This is a genomic window from Mycobacterium sp. IS-1590 (assembly GCF_001500025.1).
In the GTDB taxonomy this organism is placed as follows: Bacteria; Actinomycetota; Actinomycetes; order Mycobacteriales; family Mycobacteriaceae; genus Mycobacterium.
The window spans coordinates 60,785-77,546 of the sequence record NZ_LQIW01000034.1 but is presented as its reverse complement, the minus strand read 5'-3'; the positions used below and the strand labels follow the sequence as shown (position 1 = coordinate 77,546).

The window sequence follows — 16,762 nt, the reverse complement described above, 5'->3', positions numbered from 1 at the left end:
CGGCCAGGGGGCGGATGAGTTGGCCTGTAAGCCGGATTCTGTCCCGCACCACCGCGGCTGACCGCGGCGGCGAGGTGGCGACCATCCATCTGGACACACCGTCGCCGGGTGCCTCGAGCGGCCTACCCGCAGGCTCGGGCGAGCAACCCTCGGGCGCCTGCGCGGCCGCAACCGGGTTGCGGCCTTCTTGGCCTTGCTTCGGGTGGGGTTTGCCTAGCCACTCCGGTCACCCGGAATGCTGGTGCGCTCTTACCGCACCGTTTCACCCTTACCACTCCGGATCCGAAAACCCGGTGGTGGCGGTCTGTTTTCTGTGGCACTTTCCCGCGAGTCACCTCGGATTGCCGTTAGCAATCACCCTGCTCTGTGAAGTCCGGACTTTCCTCGAAACCCAGGTGTACCTGGATTCCGCGGCCGCCCAGCCAACTCATCCGCGGGTTCAACGTACTGCGTGTCGCCGCTGTTCCGCGAGTTCGACATACTTGGTGCATGGCGCAGGTGCCTCCGGCGCGCTATCTGATGCGCGCCAAGGATCTGGTCGACGCGCGGTACGCCGAGGCGATCACCGTCGACGACCTCGCCGCGGCCGCGGGACTGTCCCGCGCGCACTTCAGCCGCATGTTCACCCGCACCTTCGGCGAGACACCGCGGGCATACCTGCAGACCCGCCGCCTGGAACGCGCCGCGGCGCTGCTGCGCTACACCGACCGCTCGGTCGCCGATATCTGCGTGATGGTGGGGTTGCAGAGCGTGGGGTCGTTCACCACCAGCTTCGCCCGCGTGTACGGGCTGCCCCCTGCCGCGTACCGCGCGAGCCTGCCGCCGGCGGCCATCCATGCCCGGGTTCCGAGTTGCATCCTCAAACGCGACACCCGGCCGCCAGCCGACAGCCGGGTGCGCAAGACAGCACACGGGGAGAAGACGAAGTAAGCCGAGCGACCGTAGCGTCGAGCCATGTTCAAAATCGCAAGCGCCCACCTGTGGGTACACGATCAAGAAGCGGCACTGAAATTCTGGACTGAGAAGGTCGGTATGGAAGTGCGGCAGGATGTTTCGCTGCCCGATGTCGACGGCATCTTTCGGTGGCTGACGGTCGGCCCGCCGGGCCAGGACGATGTGTCGATTGTGCTGATGGCCGTGCCGGGTGAACCGGTCATGGACCCGCCGACCCGTGAACAGGTGCTGGATCTGACCGCCAAGGGATTTGCGGGCACGGTGTTTCTCACGACGGAGAATTGCCAGGCCTCCTATGAGGAAATGCGTTCGCGCGGAGTCGAGTTCACCGAGGAGCCACACGAGATGCCCTACGGCATCGACTGCGGGTTCCGCGATCCGTCGGGCAACAGCGTGCGTCTGACTCAACTCGCGGACATCTCCGCCGTCACCGGATAGCACACGTGCGGATCACCACCGCCGCGCTCGCCCGCGTGGCGTGTGGTGGTGGGCGGGATTCTGGTCGTGCTCGGCCTGATCCCGCCCGTCCACGCGTTCGTCGAATTCGCCAGGGCCGGTGGCACACCCATGCCCGTCGCGCCGACCGAGCGTCTGGTCGTGACCGGGTTCAACCGGTTCGTCCGACCTACGGGGCACAGTACGAGGCGTATCGCGCGAACGTTCGCGCGTGGATTCCCCGGCTGAGTCCGTGGACGGGCTGACCGGGGACGGTTGCGGCAGGTGTCAGCGGTTGCGGCAGGTGTCAGCGGTTGGGCCAGGTCGTGCGCGGTGCCGGTCCCCCCGGCGGTGCGGGTTTGATGTTCGCGCCCGGGACCTGCGAATTTTGCCAGGCCGCTATGCACAGTCCGATCCTGCCGGGTTTGCACCAGCCGCCCGTGCCCGAGACCCCCAGTGAGGTCTGGGACTGGTCCCAGCACACCCCGGTGCGCTGGTCCCACACCTCTCCGGCCGTGCATTGCGCGTTCGCCGCAGGCGCGGTCACCAAGGAGGTCGAGAGCAGCACGGCGCTACACACCGAAGCCAGTAAGAGCACTGGAGCCGTGTTCCGGAACTTCATATCGATGCGTCTCCGTCGGTAAGCGGGTCCTTTGGGTATCGGATGGTGCGGGCGGTCATGACGGCGGGGTGATAGTCGTCTGGTCATCGATCACCTTGATGGCGTCGAGTACCGCGTTCTGTTCGGCCTCGAGACTGTCCGCGTTCAGTTGCAGGACGAACACACCGTCCGTCGCCGGCACGACGACCGTCCTCTGCGCGACGAATCGCTTCTGCCCGTCGTTCATGAACGTGCCCGCGTACGAAAGGGCATCGAAGCCACCGATTTTGCCCCTCGCCGGTTCTGCCAATGGCTTGAACTCGGCCATATCCTCCAACTGCTCTGGGGCGTATTCAAGGATCTTCGCCTGATCTACGTTGCCGGTCAGCTTCGAGGCGATCGCGTACACGTCCGGCGGATCATTCGGATCCTTCGGGCTGTCGTAGACGATGGCGCCGTAGGCCCATTCCGGCGTCGTCTCACCCGCGTCGCTCCATCCGGGCGGGATCGGGAAGTTGAAGGTCGGGGTTCCGGGTTCGCCGGGTTTGATCGGTGTCTCCGCGATATCGCTCTCGGTGACGTACTCGTTGATCGTGTCGTCATCGTCGTCGCGCGGCGGGCTGGGTGCGGCCGACGTGCCGGTCTCGCTAGTAGCCGGGGTCGTCGTCGTGGCCGCCGTGTCATCACTCGAACCACAGCCAACGAGCCCCAGGCTCAGAGCGATCGCCAACAGGCCCGCCGTCGTCGCTACAGGGAGGTTCTTCATCGACTCGCTGTCTCCTACGGTCCTTGGTCCAACCACAGAGGGTTGATCTTGAAGGGCAGCTTAGAGACGTGCCTGCCGGAAATTGGCTACTTCGTGAATTTCGACGCTCAGAAGGGTGGCGGCTTGTAGTTCGCGGCGAGCCACGCTTGGCGTCGTTGCTCCTCTTCGGCGATCAACTCGCTCCGACGTCGCCGCTCGGTGTTGATGCGGTCACGGCGGTCCTGTTCGCGGGTTTGCCTGCGACGCGGCATCATTGCCATGCGGTCGGGGTTCTCCGGCGGAGGCGTGCCGATCTCGAGCGCGCCGGTCGATTGTCCGAGCGTGGGAAACATGCTCGCGCCGTGGGGTTCCGACCGGTACACGTGTCCGGTCGGAGCGGTCAAAACGATTGTGCCGTCGGACAATTGCTCTTCTCGCCAGCCACCAGGGCCGGTATAGAACGTCTTGATCAGATGATGAATGCGGCAGTAGTGCTTGGTGTTCGACGGATGCGTCGGACCGTGGGGCCACGGCACCGTATGGTCCACATCGCAGCCGGCCACCGGCTTGTCACAGCCAGGCCAGCGACACGTCAGGTCCCGCCACTGCAGGAACTCGGTCAACTTGGCGCTGGGTCGATACCCGGCGCTCGGTCGGGCGCTCGCGCTGGTGCGATCCCCCGCGCTGGGGCGATCTCCGGTGTCTGCACCGGCACTGCCGGCCGGCATGCCCACCGGCTTGAGTTCGGCGTGACGCGCCAGATCGCGCACCGACTCGGCGGGCAGCACCCCGAACCCGCGTAGATATCCCGGCTTGTCGCTGGTTCCATCGACGGTGCCTTGTTCGGCCAGAATATGGATCACCGCTGCGGACGCCGCGGCACGCTCGGTGCGCGCGGGACAGTCGTCCGATCCACACCGGCACGCCAGCGTGGCCTCGAGCCGCGCCAGCGGGCCGCAGGCGTCGGCGCGACGCTGGGCGACCGTCCGCGGATCGTTCTCACACACGGTGGCCGCCAAGGCATCCAACCGTGCAGTCAAGGCCGCACCGTCTTCGGCGCGCAGCCTGCCCGTGAGAAATGCCAATCCGGCACAATCGGCGGGACTGACGTCGACGTAGCGATGCTTATCGGCTTCCGGCGGCACTCGGACCGCGGCCGGATCGAAGTCGGCGATGAACATATCGATGCGGTCACGCAGCTTGGGCTTCGACAGCTTCATCCACTTCTCGACCCGCCAGGCCAACGCCTCGTCCAGCCTCACCATGACGTCGTCGTCGACATTCTCGGTGCGCGCGACGATCGTTGAGACCATCCGGTAGTCGATCATTCCCCGACAGAACCGTCTGAGCACCTGTGGCAGCCGATCCCGCAGCGCGATCGCGACCTGGACCTGACCGACCGCGCGGGCATGGCTGATGTTCTGCACCGGCGCGATCTCGGCCGCCACCGCGGCGATCGCATCGGCGACGTAGAACCGCGACTCCACCATCTCCGGATTGCGCCGGGCGAACAGCTCGCCCACTAGTTGCAGCCGCCTACCCATGGCCGCCGACTCCTCGCGCGCCTCTTCACCCATGACGGTGATCAGATCGGCATCCGAAGGTACTTCGAACATACTTTCGATACTACTCGCACCCCCGACGAATCTGAACGCCGAAACCAGCGCCCTGTGAATGAATTCCCGCTTGGGGATGACCTCACAGATTGTCGCCCCGCGAGCGTCTGCTGGGTATGCAACGCCACATGGCGCACACGCGATGGCACGCTCGCGTCGACACCGCCGACTGGGAGGCCGTCCAGGCCGAACTCGACGCGACGGGGGGCGCCCTTCTGCCCCGGCTGCTCACCAAGCGTGAAGCCGCGACGCTCAAGCGGCTTTACACCGCCGACGAGTTGTTCCGTTCCACCATCGACATGGCTCGGCACCGGTTCGGCCAAGGCGAGTACCGGTATCTGCGCGAGCCCTACCCCGAAGTGGTCGAGGCGCTCAGGCAGGCCTTGTACCCGCGGCTGCTCCCCATCGCGAGGGATTGGTGGTCCAGGTTGGGTAGACCGACGCCGTGGCCGGACGATTTCGGTGACTGGCTCGACTTGTGCCACGCCGCAGGCCAGACGAGATCGACCGCGCTCATGCTCAAATACGGTCCGGGCGATTGGAATGCACTGCACCGAGACCTATACGGCGACTTGCTGTTTCCTCTGCAGGTCGTGATCAATCTCAGCGAGCCGGGCGTCGACCACACTGGCGGCGAGTTCTTGCTGGTCGAACAACGCCCCCGCGCTCAGTCCCGCGGCACCTCCACACTGTTGCCGCACGGGCACGGCTACGTCTTCACCACCCGAGAGCGGCCCGTGCGATCAGCCCGCGGTTGGTCCGTCGCGCCGGTGCGCCACGGCGTGTCCGTGGTGCGCTCGGGTGAGCGCTACACGCTCGGGCTCATCTTCCACGACGCCGCGTAGCACCTACCTGCGCCGCAGCACCATCACGTTGTCCGACCACAGTGCGGGGTCACCGTCCGGCGTCGTCACCTCGCGCATCGGCGTAGTGATCTGAGCCGGTTCCCATTCGGAATCAGGCAGATTCAGCGCCGCGACGACCTCCTCGGGCGGTGTGAACGTGTGGTGATGATCATGCAGTTCGGAAAGCCACGGCGGCGGTGTGCCGTGATCGACGATGAGCATGAGTCCGCCCGGTCGGACCGCCCGGGCGGCTGCGGTGAAGATCGCCGTCCGGTCAAGCGGAAACGTCGAGTGCAGGAACTGTGCGTTCACCAAATCGAATTCCCCGCCGGGGAAGCTCTGCGACAGGTCATGCTGCTGAAAGTCGATTCGATCCGCCACCCCGCGCGCCGCGGCATCCTCGGCCGCACGCCGCAGGGCGGTGTCGGCGATGTCGACGGCAACCACCCGCCATCCCCTCTCGGCGAGCCACATCGCGTCGCCACCCTCACCGCTGCCCAGATCCAGCGCGATACCGGGTTCGAGGTCCGACACCACCTCGACGAGACGGACGTTCACCCGCCCGCTCCAGACGCGATTGCGTTCGCTATAGCGCTCTTCCCAATGCTGTTTGGCGTCAGGCGTTGACATTTCGGCTCCCTTCCGGAACAACGGCGGGAAAATCCTCTTCCACCAGGCTCTGCACGACGGCGGCGGCCGCCGCCGAACCAGCGGCCACGGCGGAGGCCACCTGCGGCATCTGCGCGATCAGGTCGCCCGCTGCGAAAACCCCCGGCGCACTGGTGCGATAGAACCCGTCGACGTGAACCGGATTGTGCGCGACCGGTGTCGGCTCGCCCGGAGCAACGCCGAGTTGTTCGGCCAGCGACGAGCGTTGGTGAAGCGTCGTCGCGACCAGGATGCCGGCCCGGGGCAGCCGGCCGCCGTCGGCGAACATCACAGCATCCAGACTCCCACCGGCGGCTGCCAGTTCGACCACCACCCGTTCGTCGACCCTCACACCCGCAGCCACCAGCCGTTCGCGCTGTGCGAGATCGAGATCGGCGGGGCCATCGGTGAGCAGGATGACGTCGTCACTCCACAGCCGCAACAACAGCGCCGTATGCACCGCCCGCTCACCACGCGCCAGCACGGCCAGCGGCTGATCGCGCACCTCCCAGCCGTGGCAGAACGGGCAGTGGAACGCGGACCGGCCCCACAGCTCCGCCAGCCCGGGAAGCGGCGGCGGCCGGTACTGCATGCCGGTGGCCAGCACCACCCTCCTGGCGCGCTCGACCGTGCCGTCGTCCGACTGCAGGACGAACAGTTCGTCGGCGCGTTCCCCGCCGGTGACTTCCGCCGTTCGCACTTCGACCGACGGATACTCCGACAACTCCCGGCGCCCCAACGCATACAGTTCCGCCGGCGGTCGGCCGTCGTGGCCCAGAAGCCCACCGATGCCGTGCGCGGGGAGGTTGCTCTGCGCGCCACCGTCGATCAGCAGTGTGCGACGACGGGCCCGGCCCAGCACCAGCGCGGCGCTCAACCCGGCGGCACCGCCGCCGACGACGACGCAATCCCAAACCCTGTCCATGCGACCACCTTGCAGCCGATGCATGAAACTGCCAAGCTTTCTTGCCATGCAGGCAAAAGACGAAGACAGCGTCGACACGCGGGTACGACGCAGGCTGCGCGAATTGCGCACCCAGCACGGCCTGACGCTCGAGGAGGTGGCCCGTCGGTCGAACATCGACGTGTCCACGCTGAGCCGGCTGGAGTCCGGCAAGCGCCGCCTCGCCCTCGATCACCTACCGAGACTGGCCGCGGCGTTGTCGGTGAGCACCGACGAACTGCTGCGTGCACCGGAAGCCGAGGATCCGCGTGTGCGCAGCGGATCCCATACCGCACATGGCATCACGTACTGGCCGTTGACCCGCCAGGCCGCCGGCGGCCTGCACGCCTTCAAGATCCGGATCAGCGCCCGCCGGCGCAACCCGCCCGCCGACCTCCCGGTGCACGAAGGCCAGGACTGGATGTACGTGCTGTCCGGCCGACTGCGTCTCATTCTGGGCGAACGCGACTTCACGGTGAAACCCGGTGAAGCCGTGGAGTTCTCGACGTGGACGCCGCACTGGTTCGGCGTCGTCGACGGTCCGGTCGAGGCGATCACCATCTTCGGACCGCACGGCGAGCGGCTCCACCTACACGACTAATCCAGGTAGGCCGTCTGATTGACCAAGCGCACCGACGCCGCACCGTCGGGATAGAACTCGGCGATCGACAGCGACGCGAGATCCAGGTGCAGTCGGAACAGGATGTTCGGGCCACCGTCGAGCGCCATCCGCAGCAGCGTCTTGATGGGCGTCACGTGCGAGACCACCAGCACCGTCTCCCCCGCATGCTCGGAGAGGATCCGCGCCCGTGCCCTGCCGACCCGCTCGGCGGCGGAGTCGAAGCTCTCACCATCGGGAGGCGCCAGGGAAGTGTCGCGAAGCCAGCGCCGGTGCAGGTCGGGGTCGCGTTCGGCCGCTTCGGCGAACGTCAGCCCCTCCCAGGCCCCGAAGTCGGTCTCGATGAGATCGTCGTCGACGGCCACATCCAGGCCCAGCACCTTGGCCGCCGCCGCCGCGGTGTCGTACGCCCGCTGCAGCGGTGACGTGACGACCGCCGCGACACCCCCGCGCTGTCCGAGGTAACGCGCGGCGGCCTCGGCCTGCCGACGCCCGAGATCGGTCAGCGCCGGATTGCCGCGCCCGGAGTACCGGCGGTCGACCGACAACTCGGTCTGACCGTGACGCAGTAGCAGGAACCGCGTCGGCGCACCGCGCGCACCGCTCCACGCGGTCGGGTTCGACGCCTGCTGCGGCCTCGATTGCTCGACGCCCGAGGGCAGTGCGGCCGCGGCGTCCATCGCCTCGTTGGCCAGCCGGTCGGCGTGGCTGTTCTCCGCGCGCGGAATCCATTTGTAGGTGACCCGGCCGAAGCGGGTGGCCAGCGCCGTGGCCTGCTGATGCAGGGCCGCGATGTCGGGATGCTTGACCTTCCACCGGCCCGACATCTGCTCGACCACGAGCTTGGAGTCCATCAGCACGTCGACCTCGGTGGCGCCCAGGCTCGCCGCCTCGCTCAGACCGGCGATCAGCCCGCGATACTCGGCGACGTTGTTGGTGGCGTGGCCGATCGCCTCCTTGCTCTCGGCGAACACCGTGACATGATCGGCCGACCAGACCACTACCCCATAGCCCGCCGGACCCGGGTTGCCGCGCGAGCCACCGTCCGCCTCGACGATGACCTTCACGCGCCAGAACCCTTGACGCGCAGAAGGATTGCTCCGCATTCCGGGCAGCGGAGCACCTCGTCGTCGGCCGCCGCGGAGATGCGGGCAAGCTCGCCCTTGTCGATCTCGATGCGGCACGCCCCGCATCGGCGCCCCTGAAGTTGTCCGGCTCCCGCGCCGCCGCGGGCACGCTGCTGTTCGTAGAGCTTGACCAAGTCGGGATCCAGTGTCGCGACGAGTTCGTCGCGGCGAGAGAGGCTCTGATGACGCTGCTGATCCAGTTCGGTACGCACGTCGTCGCATGCGGTCTGCGCGGAACCCAGCTCGTTCTGCAGCTCGTCCATACTCGCGAGCGCGGCGTGCTGGTCGCGCTGCAACTCCTCACGGCGCTCCATCACCTCGAGTTGCGAATCCTCCAGCGCCGCTTGCCTGCGCTCCAGGGTGTCGAGTTCGTGCTGCAACTCGGTGAGCTGCTTGGCGTCGACCGAGCCGCCCGACAGCAGTTTGCGGTCACGGTCCTCGCGCTGGCGCACCGAGTCGATCTCGGATTCGAACTTGGCGATCTGCGCGTCGAGATCCTCGATGGCGATCTGCAATGCCGCCAGTCGGTCATTGGCCTCCCGATGCGCGGCCTGGACCTCCTCGAGCCGCTGCTGTTCGGGGAGGTTCTTCACCCGATGCTCCAGCCGCGCAAGGGCGGCATCGAGCTCGGCCAGCTGGGACAGCGACTGTTGTTGAACGACTTCTGCTTTCATGCTCATCTCTCGACATTCCATGGGTCGGTGCGCACATCGGACACCCGCACCGGAAGCGCTTCACCGAAATGGGCGCCCAGCAGGTCGGCGGCTTGGTGGCACCACGGGTGTTCACTGGCCCAGTGCGCGACATCCACGAGCGCGACCTGCGAAGCGCGTCGGTGTTCATCGGCGGGGTGGTGCCGCAGGTCCGACGTCACGTACGCGTCGACGCCCGAGCGGGCGACCAGGCCCAGCAACGAGTCACCTGCACCCCCGCACACGGCGACCCGCGACACCTCCGCGTCCGGGTCACCGGAGGCACGCACCCCCCACGACGTGGCGGGCAGCCCTTCGCGCACGCGAGACACGAACGCCGACAACGGTTCAGGACGGTCCAGCACGCCGATGCGTCCCAGCCCGGCATTGCCGGGAATCGGTGCCAGCGCGAAGACGTCGAACGCGGGTTCCTCGTAGGGATGCGCGCCGCGCAGCGCCGCCAGGACGTGCCCGCGCAACCGCGCTGGGGCAATCACCTCCACCCGGTCCTCGGCGACGCGCTCGACGGATCCGACACTGCCGATCGCCGGTGACGCGCCGTCGTGCGGCAGGAACTGCCCGGTGCCGGTCGTGGTCCAGCAGCAGTGCGAGTAGTCCCCGATGCGTCCGGCGCCCGCGGCGAACATGGCTTCCCGCAACGCCTCCGAGTTCTCGGCCGGCACGAAGACAACCCACTTGTCCAGGTCGGATTCCGCGCTTGCCGGCGCGAGCACCTCCTGGACGCTCAGCCCGAGCGCTTCAGCCAGCGCGTCGGAGACGCCCGGCGAGGCCGAGTCTGCATTGGTGTGCGCGGTGAACAGCGCCCGGCCGCTGCGGATCAGTCGATGGATCAGGTCACCCTTGGCGGTGTTGGCCGCCACGGTATCGACTCCGCGCAGCAGCAGCGGATGGTGAGCCAGCAGCAGACCGCGGTCGGGTACCTCGGCGACGACGTCGGCGGTGGCGTCGACGGCCACCGTGACCGTCTCAACGGTCTCCGACGGGTCACCGCAGACCAGGCCGACCGAATCCCAGTCCTGCGCCAGCTCCGGCGGGTACGCCGCCTCCAGCACGTCGATGATGTCGGACAGCCGGACGCTCACCGCAACACCTCGCCCATCGCCTCGACCAGCGTGGGCCACTCCGGACGGACCGCGGCGCGCAGGAACTGACCGTCGAGCCCGACGAACGTGTCGCAACGACGTACGGCAATGCCTCTGCGGTCCAACTGTTTTCGCATCAGCTCGGCATCCGGGACGCAGAACAGGACGAAGGGGGCCGAACCGGTGACGACATGCACGCCGATGCTAGTCAATCCGGCCACCATCTCTGCGCGCACCTCTGCCAGCCGTCGGGCGGCTCGGTCGGCCTCGGCCACCGCCTCGGGCGCGCTACATGCGGCGACGGCCTCGAGTTGCAGGGTGCCGAGGGGCCAGTGCGCACGGCGTGCCGTCAACCGTGCCAGCACGTCGGGAGCGCCGAGGGCATAGCCGACGCGCAGCCCGGCCAGCGCCCACGTCTTGGTCAGGCTGCGCAGCACAACGACGTCGGGGAGTGCCTCGCCGGCCAGCGACTCGGGCTCGCCGGGAATCGCGTCGGCGAACGCCTCGTCCACCACCAGAATGCGGCCGGGCCTGCGCAGGGCGAGCACCTGCTCGCGGGTGTGCAGCACGCCGGTGGGGTTGGTCGGATTGCCGACGACGACGAGGTCGGCGTCCTCGGGCACCGCGTCCGGGGTCAGCGTGTACGGCGCCTCCAGCACGACGTGTGCGAAGGGCGTTCCAGCGGCAGCCAGCGCCGCCTCCGGTTCGGTGAACGACGGCGCGATCAGGGCGGCGCGCCGCGGCTGCAGGTCGGCCAGTCGCGCGAACCCCTCGGCCGCCCCCGCCAGCAGCACGACCTCGTCGACGGCGCGGTCGTGCCTGCGGGCGACCGCGTCGCGCGCCCGCAGCTCGTCGGTCGCGCTCGGGTACCGGGCGAGGTCGGTCAACCGGGCCGCGAGGCGGTCGACCAGCCAGGACGGTGGCTCATCGGCGCGGACGTTGACAGCGAAGTCCAGCATCCCGGGCACCACGGCCTGATCGCCGTGATACCGCGCGGCTGCACGCGACGGACTCACCACATCACGACCCTAGTGCGCTGGCCGCGGTGGTTCTGCGATCGGGGAGAATGGGGCCGTGACCGACATGCTGGCCCCCACGACTACGGCGACCCGCCCCCAATTGGTGATCTTCGACCTCGACGGCACCCTGACCGACTCGGCGCAGGGCATCGTCTCGAGTTTCCGCCATGCCCTGGGGTCGGTCGGCGCCGTGGTGCCCGACGGAGACCTGGCCGGCATGATCATCGGCCCGCCGATGCATCACACCCTGCAGGGCCTCGGGCTCGGCGACCGCACCGACGACGCGATCGAGGCGTACCGCGCCGATTACCGGACCCGGGGGTGGGCGATGAACCGGGTCTTCGAGGGCATCCCGGCGCTGCTCGCCGATCTGCGCGCGGCCGGCGTGCGCCTGGCCGTGGCCACCTCGAAGGCCGAGCCGACCGCGCAGCGCATCCTCGCCCACTTCGGTCTGGCCGACTGCTTCGAGGTCATCGCGGGCGCCAGCGTGGACGGTTCGCGCGCACGCAAGGTCGACGTCGTCGCTCACGCCCTGGCCCAGCTGGGCGACATCCCCGAGCGCACGCTTATGGTCGGTGACCGGTCACACGACGTGGAAGGCGCCGCCGCGCACGGCATCCAGACCGTGGTCGTCGGATGGGGCTACGGGAAGGACGATTTCGACGGGCCCGACGCCGCGACGGCCGCCGTGCACGTCGCCTCGGTCGCGGACCTGCGCGAGGTGCTGGGTGTCTGAACCTCTGCACGTCACCTTCATCTGCTCGGGCAACATCTGCCGGTCGCCCATGGCGGAGAAGATGTTCGCCCATCAGATCTCCGAACGCGGGCTGGGCCACGCGGTCCGGGTGACCAGCGCCGGCACCGGCGGTTGGCACGCCGGCGAGCCCGCCGATCGCCGGGCCAGCCACGTGCTGCGCGAGCACGGGTATCCGACCGCGCACCGCGCCGCCCAGGTCGACGAGGACCACATGTCGGCCGACCTCGTGATCGCGCTCGGCCGCAACCACGTTCGGATGCTCAAGGATCTGGGCGTACCCGCCGAGCGGATCCGGATGCTGCGGTCGTTCGACCCGCGTTCGGGCGCCCATCCGCTGGACGTGGAAGATCCCTACTACGGCGATCACGCCGACTTCGAGGACGTTTACACGGTCATCGAGGCGTCGCTGCCGGGCCTGCATGAATGGGTCGACGAGCAGCTCGCCGGCCGGGGGATCGCCAGCTGATGCGCCGGTGGTCCTTCCTGCTGCGGCCGTCATGGCTGGCGCTGTTCGTCGTGGTGGCCGCTTTCGCGTATCTGTGTTTCACCGTGCTGGCGCCGTGGCAGCTGGGCAAGAACACCAAGACCTCACGGGAGAACGCACAGATCGCGCACTCCTTGACCGCCGAGCCCGTCCCGGTGACCTCGCTTCTGCCGAACCAGGATTCGGCAGCCCCGAACGACCAGTGGCGGCGGGTCACCGCGACCGGCCGCTATCTGCCGGAGGCCCAGGTACTCGCGCGGCTGCGGATGGTCGAGGGCGAACCCGCATTCGAGGTGCTGGTTCCGTTTGCCGTGGACGGTGGGCCGACGGTGCTCGTCGATCGCGGTTACGTCCGACCGGTGCAGGCTTCGGGGGTGCCGGAGATCCCACCGGTGCCGGACGGCACGGTGACGATCGCCGCGCGGTTGCGCGACTCCGAGGGACTGGTGCAGGGCAAGGAGCCGTTCCGGCAGGACGGCATCCAACACGTGTACTCGATCAACAACGAGCAGATCTCGGAGATCACGGGCGTCCCGCTGGCCGGTTCCTATCTGCAGCTGGAGGCCGACCAACCGGGTGGACTGGGCGCGATCCCGCTACCACATCTGGACGCCGGACCGTTCCTGTCCTACGGCATCCAGTGGATAGCTTTCGGCATCATCGCGCCGATCGGGCTGGGCTACTTCATCTATGCCGAGCTGCGCGAGCGCAGACGCGAGAAGGCGGCTCGGGAGGCCGCGCAGGCGCGGCCCGAGGCTCCGCTCACGACCCAGGAGAAGCTCGCCGACCGGTACGGCCGACGGCGCTGAGCGCGACCGCCACCCCGGCGGCGCCCAGCTGCACCGCCCGCGACAGCCGCACAGCCCTGCGCAGGTCGGCCACCCGTGGCGGCTGGCCGTCGCCGAGCGTCGGCCGGATCTCCAGTTCGTGCGCGTACTGAGTGGGCCCGCCGAGTCGCACCCCCAGCGCGCCCGCAAAGGCGGCCTCCACCACGCCCGCATTCGGACTCGGATGGCGGGCGGCGTCGCGCCTCCACGCACGCAGCGCCGCGACGGGAGAGCCGCCCACCACGGGCGCGCATGCGGCCACCAGCACCGCCGTCGCACGGGCGGCGAGACGATTCAGCAGATCGTCGAAACGCGCTGCGGCCCAACCGAAGCGCAGATAGCGCGGCGAGCGGTGGCCGATCATCGCGTCCAATGTGTTCGCACCGCGGTACACCAGCACCGCAGGCACGCCCCCGACGGCGGCCCACAGCAGCGGCGCCACATGGGCATCGGAGGTGTTCTCCGCGATCGACTCCAGCGCCGCCCGGGTGAGTCCGCCCTCGTCGAGCACCGCGGGATCGCGGCCACACAGCGCGGGCAATAAAGCTCGCGCGGCGTCGACGTCGCCGCGGTCCAGATGGTGCGCCATCCGGTCTCCGGTGCGGGCAAGGGAGGTCCCGCCCAGCGCGACGAACATCGCCGCCGCCATGGTGACCGCGGTCGCGGCGGCCCCCCGACGCAACGACATCCTGTCCGCCGCGGTACCGAGCAGTGCCAGCGCGCCGAGCAGGGTCGCGGTGTGCATGACGCCGGCCGCACGGGTGTCGGCGTAACTGCGGACCTCCAATGCGGCTGCCGCACTGCCGAAGAGCGCGACGGGGTGTCCGCGCCGAGGGTCGGCGAACAACGAATCCGCGACACAACCGGCTGCGATCCCCACCACACGCGCGCGTGAGGTCGGTGCAAACACTCCGCGAGCGTCTCACAAGGTGATCTACTCGGATGCATGAGGTTCGGGCCACCGCGTCGGCCGAGACGCGTCGTCGATTTGCTCAATCCGGCCGCAGCGCTGGCACCGGCGGCCAACGTGATCATGCAGCTGGCCTCCCCCGGCGTCGGCTACGGCGTGCTGGAGAGCCCGGTCGACAGCGGCAACGTCTACAAGCGTCCGTTCAAACGGGCGCGCACCACCGGCACCTATCTCGCGGTGGCGACGATGGGCACCGAAAGCGACCGCAGGCTGATCCGCGAGGAGGTCGACCGCGTGCACGCGCTGGTGCGGTCGACCCCGTCAAGCCCGGTGTCCTACAAGGCGTTCGACCCCCGGTTGCAGCTGTGGGTGGCCGCCTGCCTGTACCGCTACTACATCGACCAGCACGAGTTCCTGTACGGACCGCTCGACGACGAGGCGGCCGATGCGATCTATCTGGACGCCAAGAAGCTCGGCACCACGCTGCAGGTGCGCGAGGACATGTGGCCGCCCGATCGCGCCGCCTTCGACGAGTACTGGAAACGCTCACTGGACGAACTGCGCATCGACGAACCCGTGCGTGAACACCTGCACGGGGTGGCCGCGATGGCGTTCCTGCCCGCTCCGCTGCGGCTGCTCGCCAGCCGGTTCAACCTCTTCGCCACGACGGGTTTCCTGCCGCACGAGTTCCGTGAGCACATGCGGCTGCCGTGGTCGGGGCGCCAGCAGCGCAGGTTCGAGGCGCTGCTGACCGTGCTGCGGGTCGCCGACCGCGTCATCCCGCGCGACGTCTGGATCCTCGGCTACCGGCTGTATCTGTGGGACATGCGGGCCCGGGCCCGGCGCGGCAAGCGAGTCGTGTGAACCGATCCGACAATCAGGAGGCACCATGCCCTTTCCGTCACTGAACCACGTCGCGCTGACCGTTCGTGACCTCGCGGTCAGCGCGCCCTGGTATCGGGAGCTGATCGGGGCCGAACCGGTCCTCGACGAACACACCGACACCGGATTCCGGCACATCGTCTGGCAATTCGACAACGGCACCCTGTTCGGCATCCACGAGCACGACCGGTCGGTGCCCGACGAGCAATTCACCGAATTCCACTCGGGGCTCGACCATGTCGGCTTCGGGTGCGCGAGCCGCAACGAACTCGAGGGGTGGGCGGAGCGCCTCGACAAGCTCGGCGTCGAACACGGGGACATCGTGGATGCGCCGTACGGCTCGGGGCTCAGCTTCCGCGACCCCGACGGCATCGCACTGGAGTTCTTCGCACCGCCCCGATAGCGGTCAGCCCGGTACCCCGTTGGAGTGCGTCAGCGTGCTCTTTCCTGGTCGAATCGTTGGCGTTGCCGCGCCCCGTATGCCGCCGCCTTCACGGCCTCGCCATCCTCCATGCCCGATCCCAGGGCGCCGCCGAGCGTGGCGATCGCCGCCACCAACCAAGTCACCACCAACACGGTTGAGAATCCGACGGAATGACCGATGTTTCGAGCGACCAACTCCGGCGGCAGCGTCCACCACGCCGTCACCAGTATCAGGACATACAGCCCGACGTGGAAGATGGCGACGCCGATCGTCAGTGTGACGACGGTCGTCGCGTTGTACAACACGGCTCGTTTGCGTTCACCGGCCGAATGCGGGCGTTCCCATAACTCGTGATCGAGGATGAGCCACGCAATCAAAGCGGCGGTCGCCAACACGGTCGCCGCGGTGAGCCGCCCGGGGACCATGGTGTCCGACAACTGCCAGATCGTCGGGTAGGCAAGGCTTACGGCGCCGGCGGCGAACGCCGCCATCATCACCTTGGACAGACCAGAGACCAACCGCCACGGGCGGTTGGCGTAGACCATGCCCATCAGGAGCCGCAGACGTGACAGTGCCGGCGGGGCGACGTAACGGACCACACCGTCGACCTGAGTTCGCTTCAGCCGCTTCACCGAAGGCATCTGCTCGTCCGAGCGGCCCGCGATCTCGGCAACGACCGCCTGCGCCAATTTCTTGATCCGGCGATCGATCGACAAGCCGCCCACCGCGGGAATCGAAATCACTCCCAACCGGTCAGGCAGGCTGATCTCGGCTGTCACCGGCGTCGTCCCCTGGCGTCGGGGCAGATCGGTCAGGTAGATGACGATGTCCTCCGGCTTGTCACCGGGTTCAATGGTGCGGATCACCTCGGAGACTTCGGCATACTCGTCGACCGGATACGCGTGATATCGAACCGACACATCACGCGGGCCGTCTTCCGCAGACTCGGCCGCCAGCGCATCGCGCAATGAATTCGACAGACGCTCGGCGATTGCCGCGGGAGCGCCGGGATCTGCGATCAGCAAGATTGACGACGGGTTCTCCGGCATCGCAATCGCGTACCCGCGCTCAGGGCAACCAAACGCCTGGGCGGGCGCGGCTGCGATCGGGCTTCAACTTCCTTCAACGGCA

Annotated in this window: 19 protein-coding genes and 1 other RNA gene; 9 read left to right on the top strand and 11 right to left on the bottom strand. The window is 68.2% G+C overall.

What is annotated here, in order from left to right:
• Positions 1-11: 11 nt before the first annotated feature.
• An RNA gene (gene rnpB, locus AU197_RS19395) (RNase P RNA component class A) lies at positions 12-430 on the bottom strand.
• A gap of 59 nt (positions 431-489) precedes the next feature.
• Here rnpB and AU197_RS17995 point away from each other — a divergent pair.
• Positions 490-930 (top strand): helix-turn-helix transcriptional regulator, encoded by a 441-nt coding sequence (locus AU197_RS17995; RefSeq protein WP_064404049.1) that lies wholly within the window; start codon positions 490-492, stop codon positions 928-930.
• A gap of 24 nt (positions 931-954) precedes the next feature.
• Positions 955-1,392, top strand: coding sequence for a VOC family protein (locus AU197_RS17990; protein WP_064404048.1), 438 nt, complete (start codon positions 955-957; stop codon positions 1,390-1,392).
• 674 nt (positions 1,393-2,066) lie between these two features.
• Here the strand turns inward: AU197_RS17990 and lpqN are convergent.
• Complete coding sequence (gene lpqN, locus AU197_RS17975) at positions 2,067-2,756, bottom strand: envelope biogenesis lipoprotein LpqN (RefSeq protein WP_064404045.1); 690 nt, start codon at positions 2,754-2,756, stop codon at positions 2,067-2,069.
• 107 nt (positions 2,757-2,863) lie between these two features.
• Entirely contained in the window at positions 2,864-4,351 is a 1,488-nt protein-coding gene (locus tag AU197_RS17970) for an HNH endonuclease signature motif containing protein (RefSeq protein ID WP_064404044.1), read from the bottom strand.
• 128 nt (positions 4,352-4,479) lie between these two features.
• Between AU197_RS17970 and AU197_RS17965 the strand changes: the two genes are divergently transcribed.
• Positions 4,480-5,196: a 2OG-Fe(II) oxygenase gene (locus tag AU197_RS17965; protein ID WP_064404043.1), complete on the top strand. Its 717-nt coding sequence runs from the start codon at positions 4,480-4,482 to the stop codon at positions 5,194-5,196.
• Positions 5,197-5,199: 3 nt separating this feature from the next.
• On the opposite strand, the gene AU197_RS26500 is transcribed toward AU197_RS17965, so the two are convergent.
• Together AU197_RS26500 and AU197_RS26495 are read right to left on the bottom strand one after the other, a co-directional pair.
• Complete coding sequence (locus AU197_RS26500; RefSeq protein WP_064404042.1) at positions 5,200-5,826, bottom strand: class I SAM-dependent methyltransferase; 627 nt, start codon at positions 5,824-5,826, stop codon at positions 5,200-5,202.
• Positions 5,813-6,769 carry an NAD(P)/FAD-dependent oxidoreductase gene (locus tag AU197_RS26495; protein WP_064404041.1) on the bottom strand — a complete coding sequence of 319 codons (957 nt, stop codon included), beginning with the start codon at positions 6,767-6,769 and terminating at the stop codon, positions 5,813-5,815. The genes AU197_RS26500 and AU197_RS26495 overlap by 14 nt, the downstream gene beginning before the upstream one ends.
• 46 nt (positions 6,770-6,815) lie before the next feature.
• Here AU197_RS26495 and AU197_RS17950 point away from each other — a divergent pair, with 46 nt between their 5' ends.
• Entirely contained in the window at positions 6,816-7,388 is a 573-nt protein-coding gene (locus AU197_RS17950) for a helix-turn-helix domain-containing protein (protein ID WP_064404040.1), read from the top strand.
• On the opposite strand, the gene AU197_RS17945 is transcribed toward AU197_RS17950, so the two are convergent.
• The 4 genes from AU197_RS17945 to cobC are packed head-to-tail and all read right to left on the bottom strand — an operon-like array spanning position 7,385 to position 11,347.
• The gene (locus AU197_RS17945) at positions 7,385-8,473 is read right to left on the bottom strand and encodes a bifunctional RNase H/acid phosphatase (protein ID WP_064404039.1); all 1,089 of its coding nucleotides are present in this window, start codon (positions 8,471-8,473) and stop codon (positions 7,385-7,387) included. The genes AU197_RS17950 and AU197_RS17945 overlap by 4 nt on opposite strands.
• A complete protein-coding gene (locus AU197_RS17940) occupies positions 8,470-9,207 on the bottom strand; it encodes a zinc ribbon domain-containing protein (protein WP_064404038.1) in 738 nt (245 codons plus the stop codon). The genes AU197_RS17945 and AU197_RS17940 overlap by 4 nt, the downstream gene beginning before the upstream one ends.
• Before the next feature lie 2 nt (positions 9,208-9,209).
• Positions 9,210-10,328 carry a Nif3-like dinuclear metal center hexameric protein gene (locus AU197_RS17935; RefSeq protein ID WP_064404037.1) on the bottom strand — a complete coding sequence of 373 codons (1,119 nt, stop codon included), beginning with the start codon at positions 10,326-10,328 and terminating at the stop codon, positions 9,210-9,212.
• The gene (cobC, locus tag AU197_RS17930) at positions 10,325-11,347 is read right to left on the bottom strand and encodes an Rv2231c family histidinol phosphate aminotransferase CobC (RefSeq protein WP_064404036.1); all 1,023 of its coding nucleotides are present in this window, start codon (positions 11,345-11,347) and stop codon (positions 10,325-10,327) included. Before cobC ends, AU197_RS17935 begins: the two co-directional genes overlap by 4 nt.
• A 64-nt stretch (positions 11,348-11,411) precedes the next feature.
• Between cobC and AU197_RS17925 the strand changes: the two genes are divergently transcribed.
• Genes AU197_RS17925 through AU197_RS17915 form a run of 3 tightly spaced genes read left to right on the top strand, consistent with a single transcriptional unit; the run spans position 11,412 to position 13,397 of the window.
• Positions 11,412-12,083 carry an HAD-IA family hydrolase gene (locus tag AU197_RS17925; RefSeq protein WP_064404484.1) on the top strand — a complete coding sequence of 224 codons (672 nt, stop codon included), beginning with the start codon at positions 11,412-11,414 and terminating at the stop codon, positions 12,081-12,083.
• On the top strand, positions 12,076-12,570 hold the full coding sequence (locus tag AU197_RS17920) for a low molecular weight protein-tyrosine-phosphatase (protein ID WP_064404035.1): 495 nt from the start codon (positions 12,076-12,078) through the stop codon (positions 12,568-12,570). Before AU197_RS17925 ends, AU197_RS17920 begins: the two co-directional genes overlap by 8 nt.
• Positions 12,570-13,397: an SURF1 family cytochrome oxidase biogenesis protein gene (locus AU197_RS17915; RefSeq protein WP_064404034.1), complete on the top strand. Its 828-nt coding sequence runs from the start codon at positions 12,570-12,572 to the stop codon at positions 13,395-13,397. Before AU197_RS17920 ends, AU197_RS17915 begins: the two co-directional genes overlap by 1 nt.
• On the opposite strand, the gene AU197_RS17910 is transcribed toward AU197_RS17915, so the two are convergent.
• Positions 13,351-14,325, bottom strand: coding sequence for a cobalamin biosynthesis protein (locus tag AU197_RS17910; RefSeq protein ID WP_064404033.1), 975 nt, complete (start codon positions 14,323-14,325; stop codon positions 13,351-13,353). The genes AU197_RS17915 and AU197_RS17910 overlap by 47 nt on opposite strands.
• Before the next feature lie 36 nt (positions 14,326-14,361).
• Here AU197_RS17910 and AU197_RS17905 point away from each other — a divergent pair, with 36 nt between their 5' ends.
• Both AU197_RS17905 and AU197_RS17900 read left to right on the top strand, forming a co-directional pair.
• The gene (locus AU197_RS17905; protein WP_064404032.1) at positions 14,362-15,189 is read left to right on the top strand and encodes an oxygenase MpaB family protein; all 828 of its coding nucleotides are present in this window, start codon (positions 14,362-14,364) and stop codon (positions 15,187-15,189) included.
• 25 nt (positions 15,190-15,214) lie between these two features.
• A complete protein-coding gene (locus AU197_RS17900; protein WP_064404031.1) occupies positions 15,215-15,610 on the top strand; it encodes a VOC family protein in 396 nt (131 codons plus the stop codon).
• Positions 15,611-15,639: 29 nt separating this feature from the next.
• Here AU197_RS17900 and AU197_RS17895 read toward each other — a convergent pair whose 3' ends face one another.
• Positions 15,640-16,680 carry a hypothetical protein gene (locus tag AU197_RS17895; RefSeq protein ID WP_064404030.1) on the bottom strand — a complete coding sequence of 347 codons (1,041 nt, stop codon included), beginning with the start codon at positions 16,678-16,680 and terminating at the stop codon, positions 15,640-15,642.
• Positions 16,681-16,762 lie beyond the last annotated feature (82 nt).

Coding starts and splice junctions, on each gene's coding strand:
- AU197_RS17995 (WP_064404049.1), top strand. CDS start 490: ATGGCGCAGGTGCCTCCGGCGCGCTATCTGATGCGCGCCAAGGATCTG.
- AU197_RS17990 (WP_064404048.1), top strand. CDS start 955: ATGTTCAAAATCGCAAGCGCCCACCTGTGGGTACACGATCAAGAAGCG.
- lpqN (WP_064404045.1), bottom strand. CDS start 2,756: ATGAAGAACCTCCCTGTAGCGACGACGGCGGGCCTGTTGGCGATCGCT.
- AU197_RS17970 (WP_064404044.1), bottom strand. CDS start 4,351: ATGTTCGAAGTACCTTCGGATGCCGATCTGATCACCGTCATGGGTGAA.
- AU197_RS17965 (WP_064404043.1), top strand. CDS start 4,480: ATGGCGCACACGCGATGGCACGCTCGCGTCGACACCGCCGACTGGGAG.
- AU197_RS26500 (WP_064404042.1), bottom strand. CDS start 5,826: ATGTCAACGCCTGACGCCAAACAGCATTGGGAAGAGCGCTATAGCGAA.
- AU197_RS26495 (WP_064404041.1), bottom strand. CDS start 6,769: ATGGACAGGGTTTGGGATTGCGTCGTCGTCGGCGGCGGTGCCGCCGGG.
- AU197_RS17950 (WP_064404040.1), top strand. CDS start 6,816: ATGCAGGCAAAAGACGAAGACAGCGTCGACACGCGGGTACGACGCAGG.
- AU197_RS17940 (WP_064404038.1), bottom strand. CDS start 9,207: ATGAAAGCAGAAGTCGTTCAACAACAGTCGCTGTCCCAGCTGGCCGAG.
- AU197_RS17925 (WP_064404484.1), top strand. CDS start 11,412: ATGCTGGCCCCCACGACTACGGCGACCCGCCCCCAATTGGTGATCTTC.
- AU197_RS17915 (WP_064404034.1), top strand. CDS start 12,570: ATGCGCCGGTGGTCCTTCCTGCTGCGGCCGTCATGGCTGGCGCTGTTC.
- AU197_RS17905 (WP_064404032.1), top strand. CDS start 14,362: ATGAGGTTCGGGCCACCGCGTCGGCCGAGACGCGTCGTCGATTTGCTC.
- AU197_RS17900 (WP_064404031.1), top strand. CDS start 15,215: ATGCCCTTTCCGTCACTGAACCACGTCGCGCTGACCGTTCGTGACCTC.
- AU197_RS17895 (WP_064404030.1), bottom strand. CDS start 16,680: ATGCCGGAGAACCCGTCGTCAATCTTGCTGATCGCAGATCCCGGCGCT.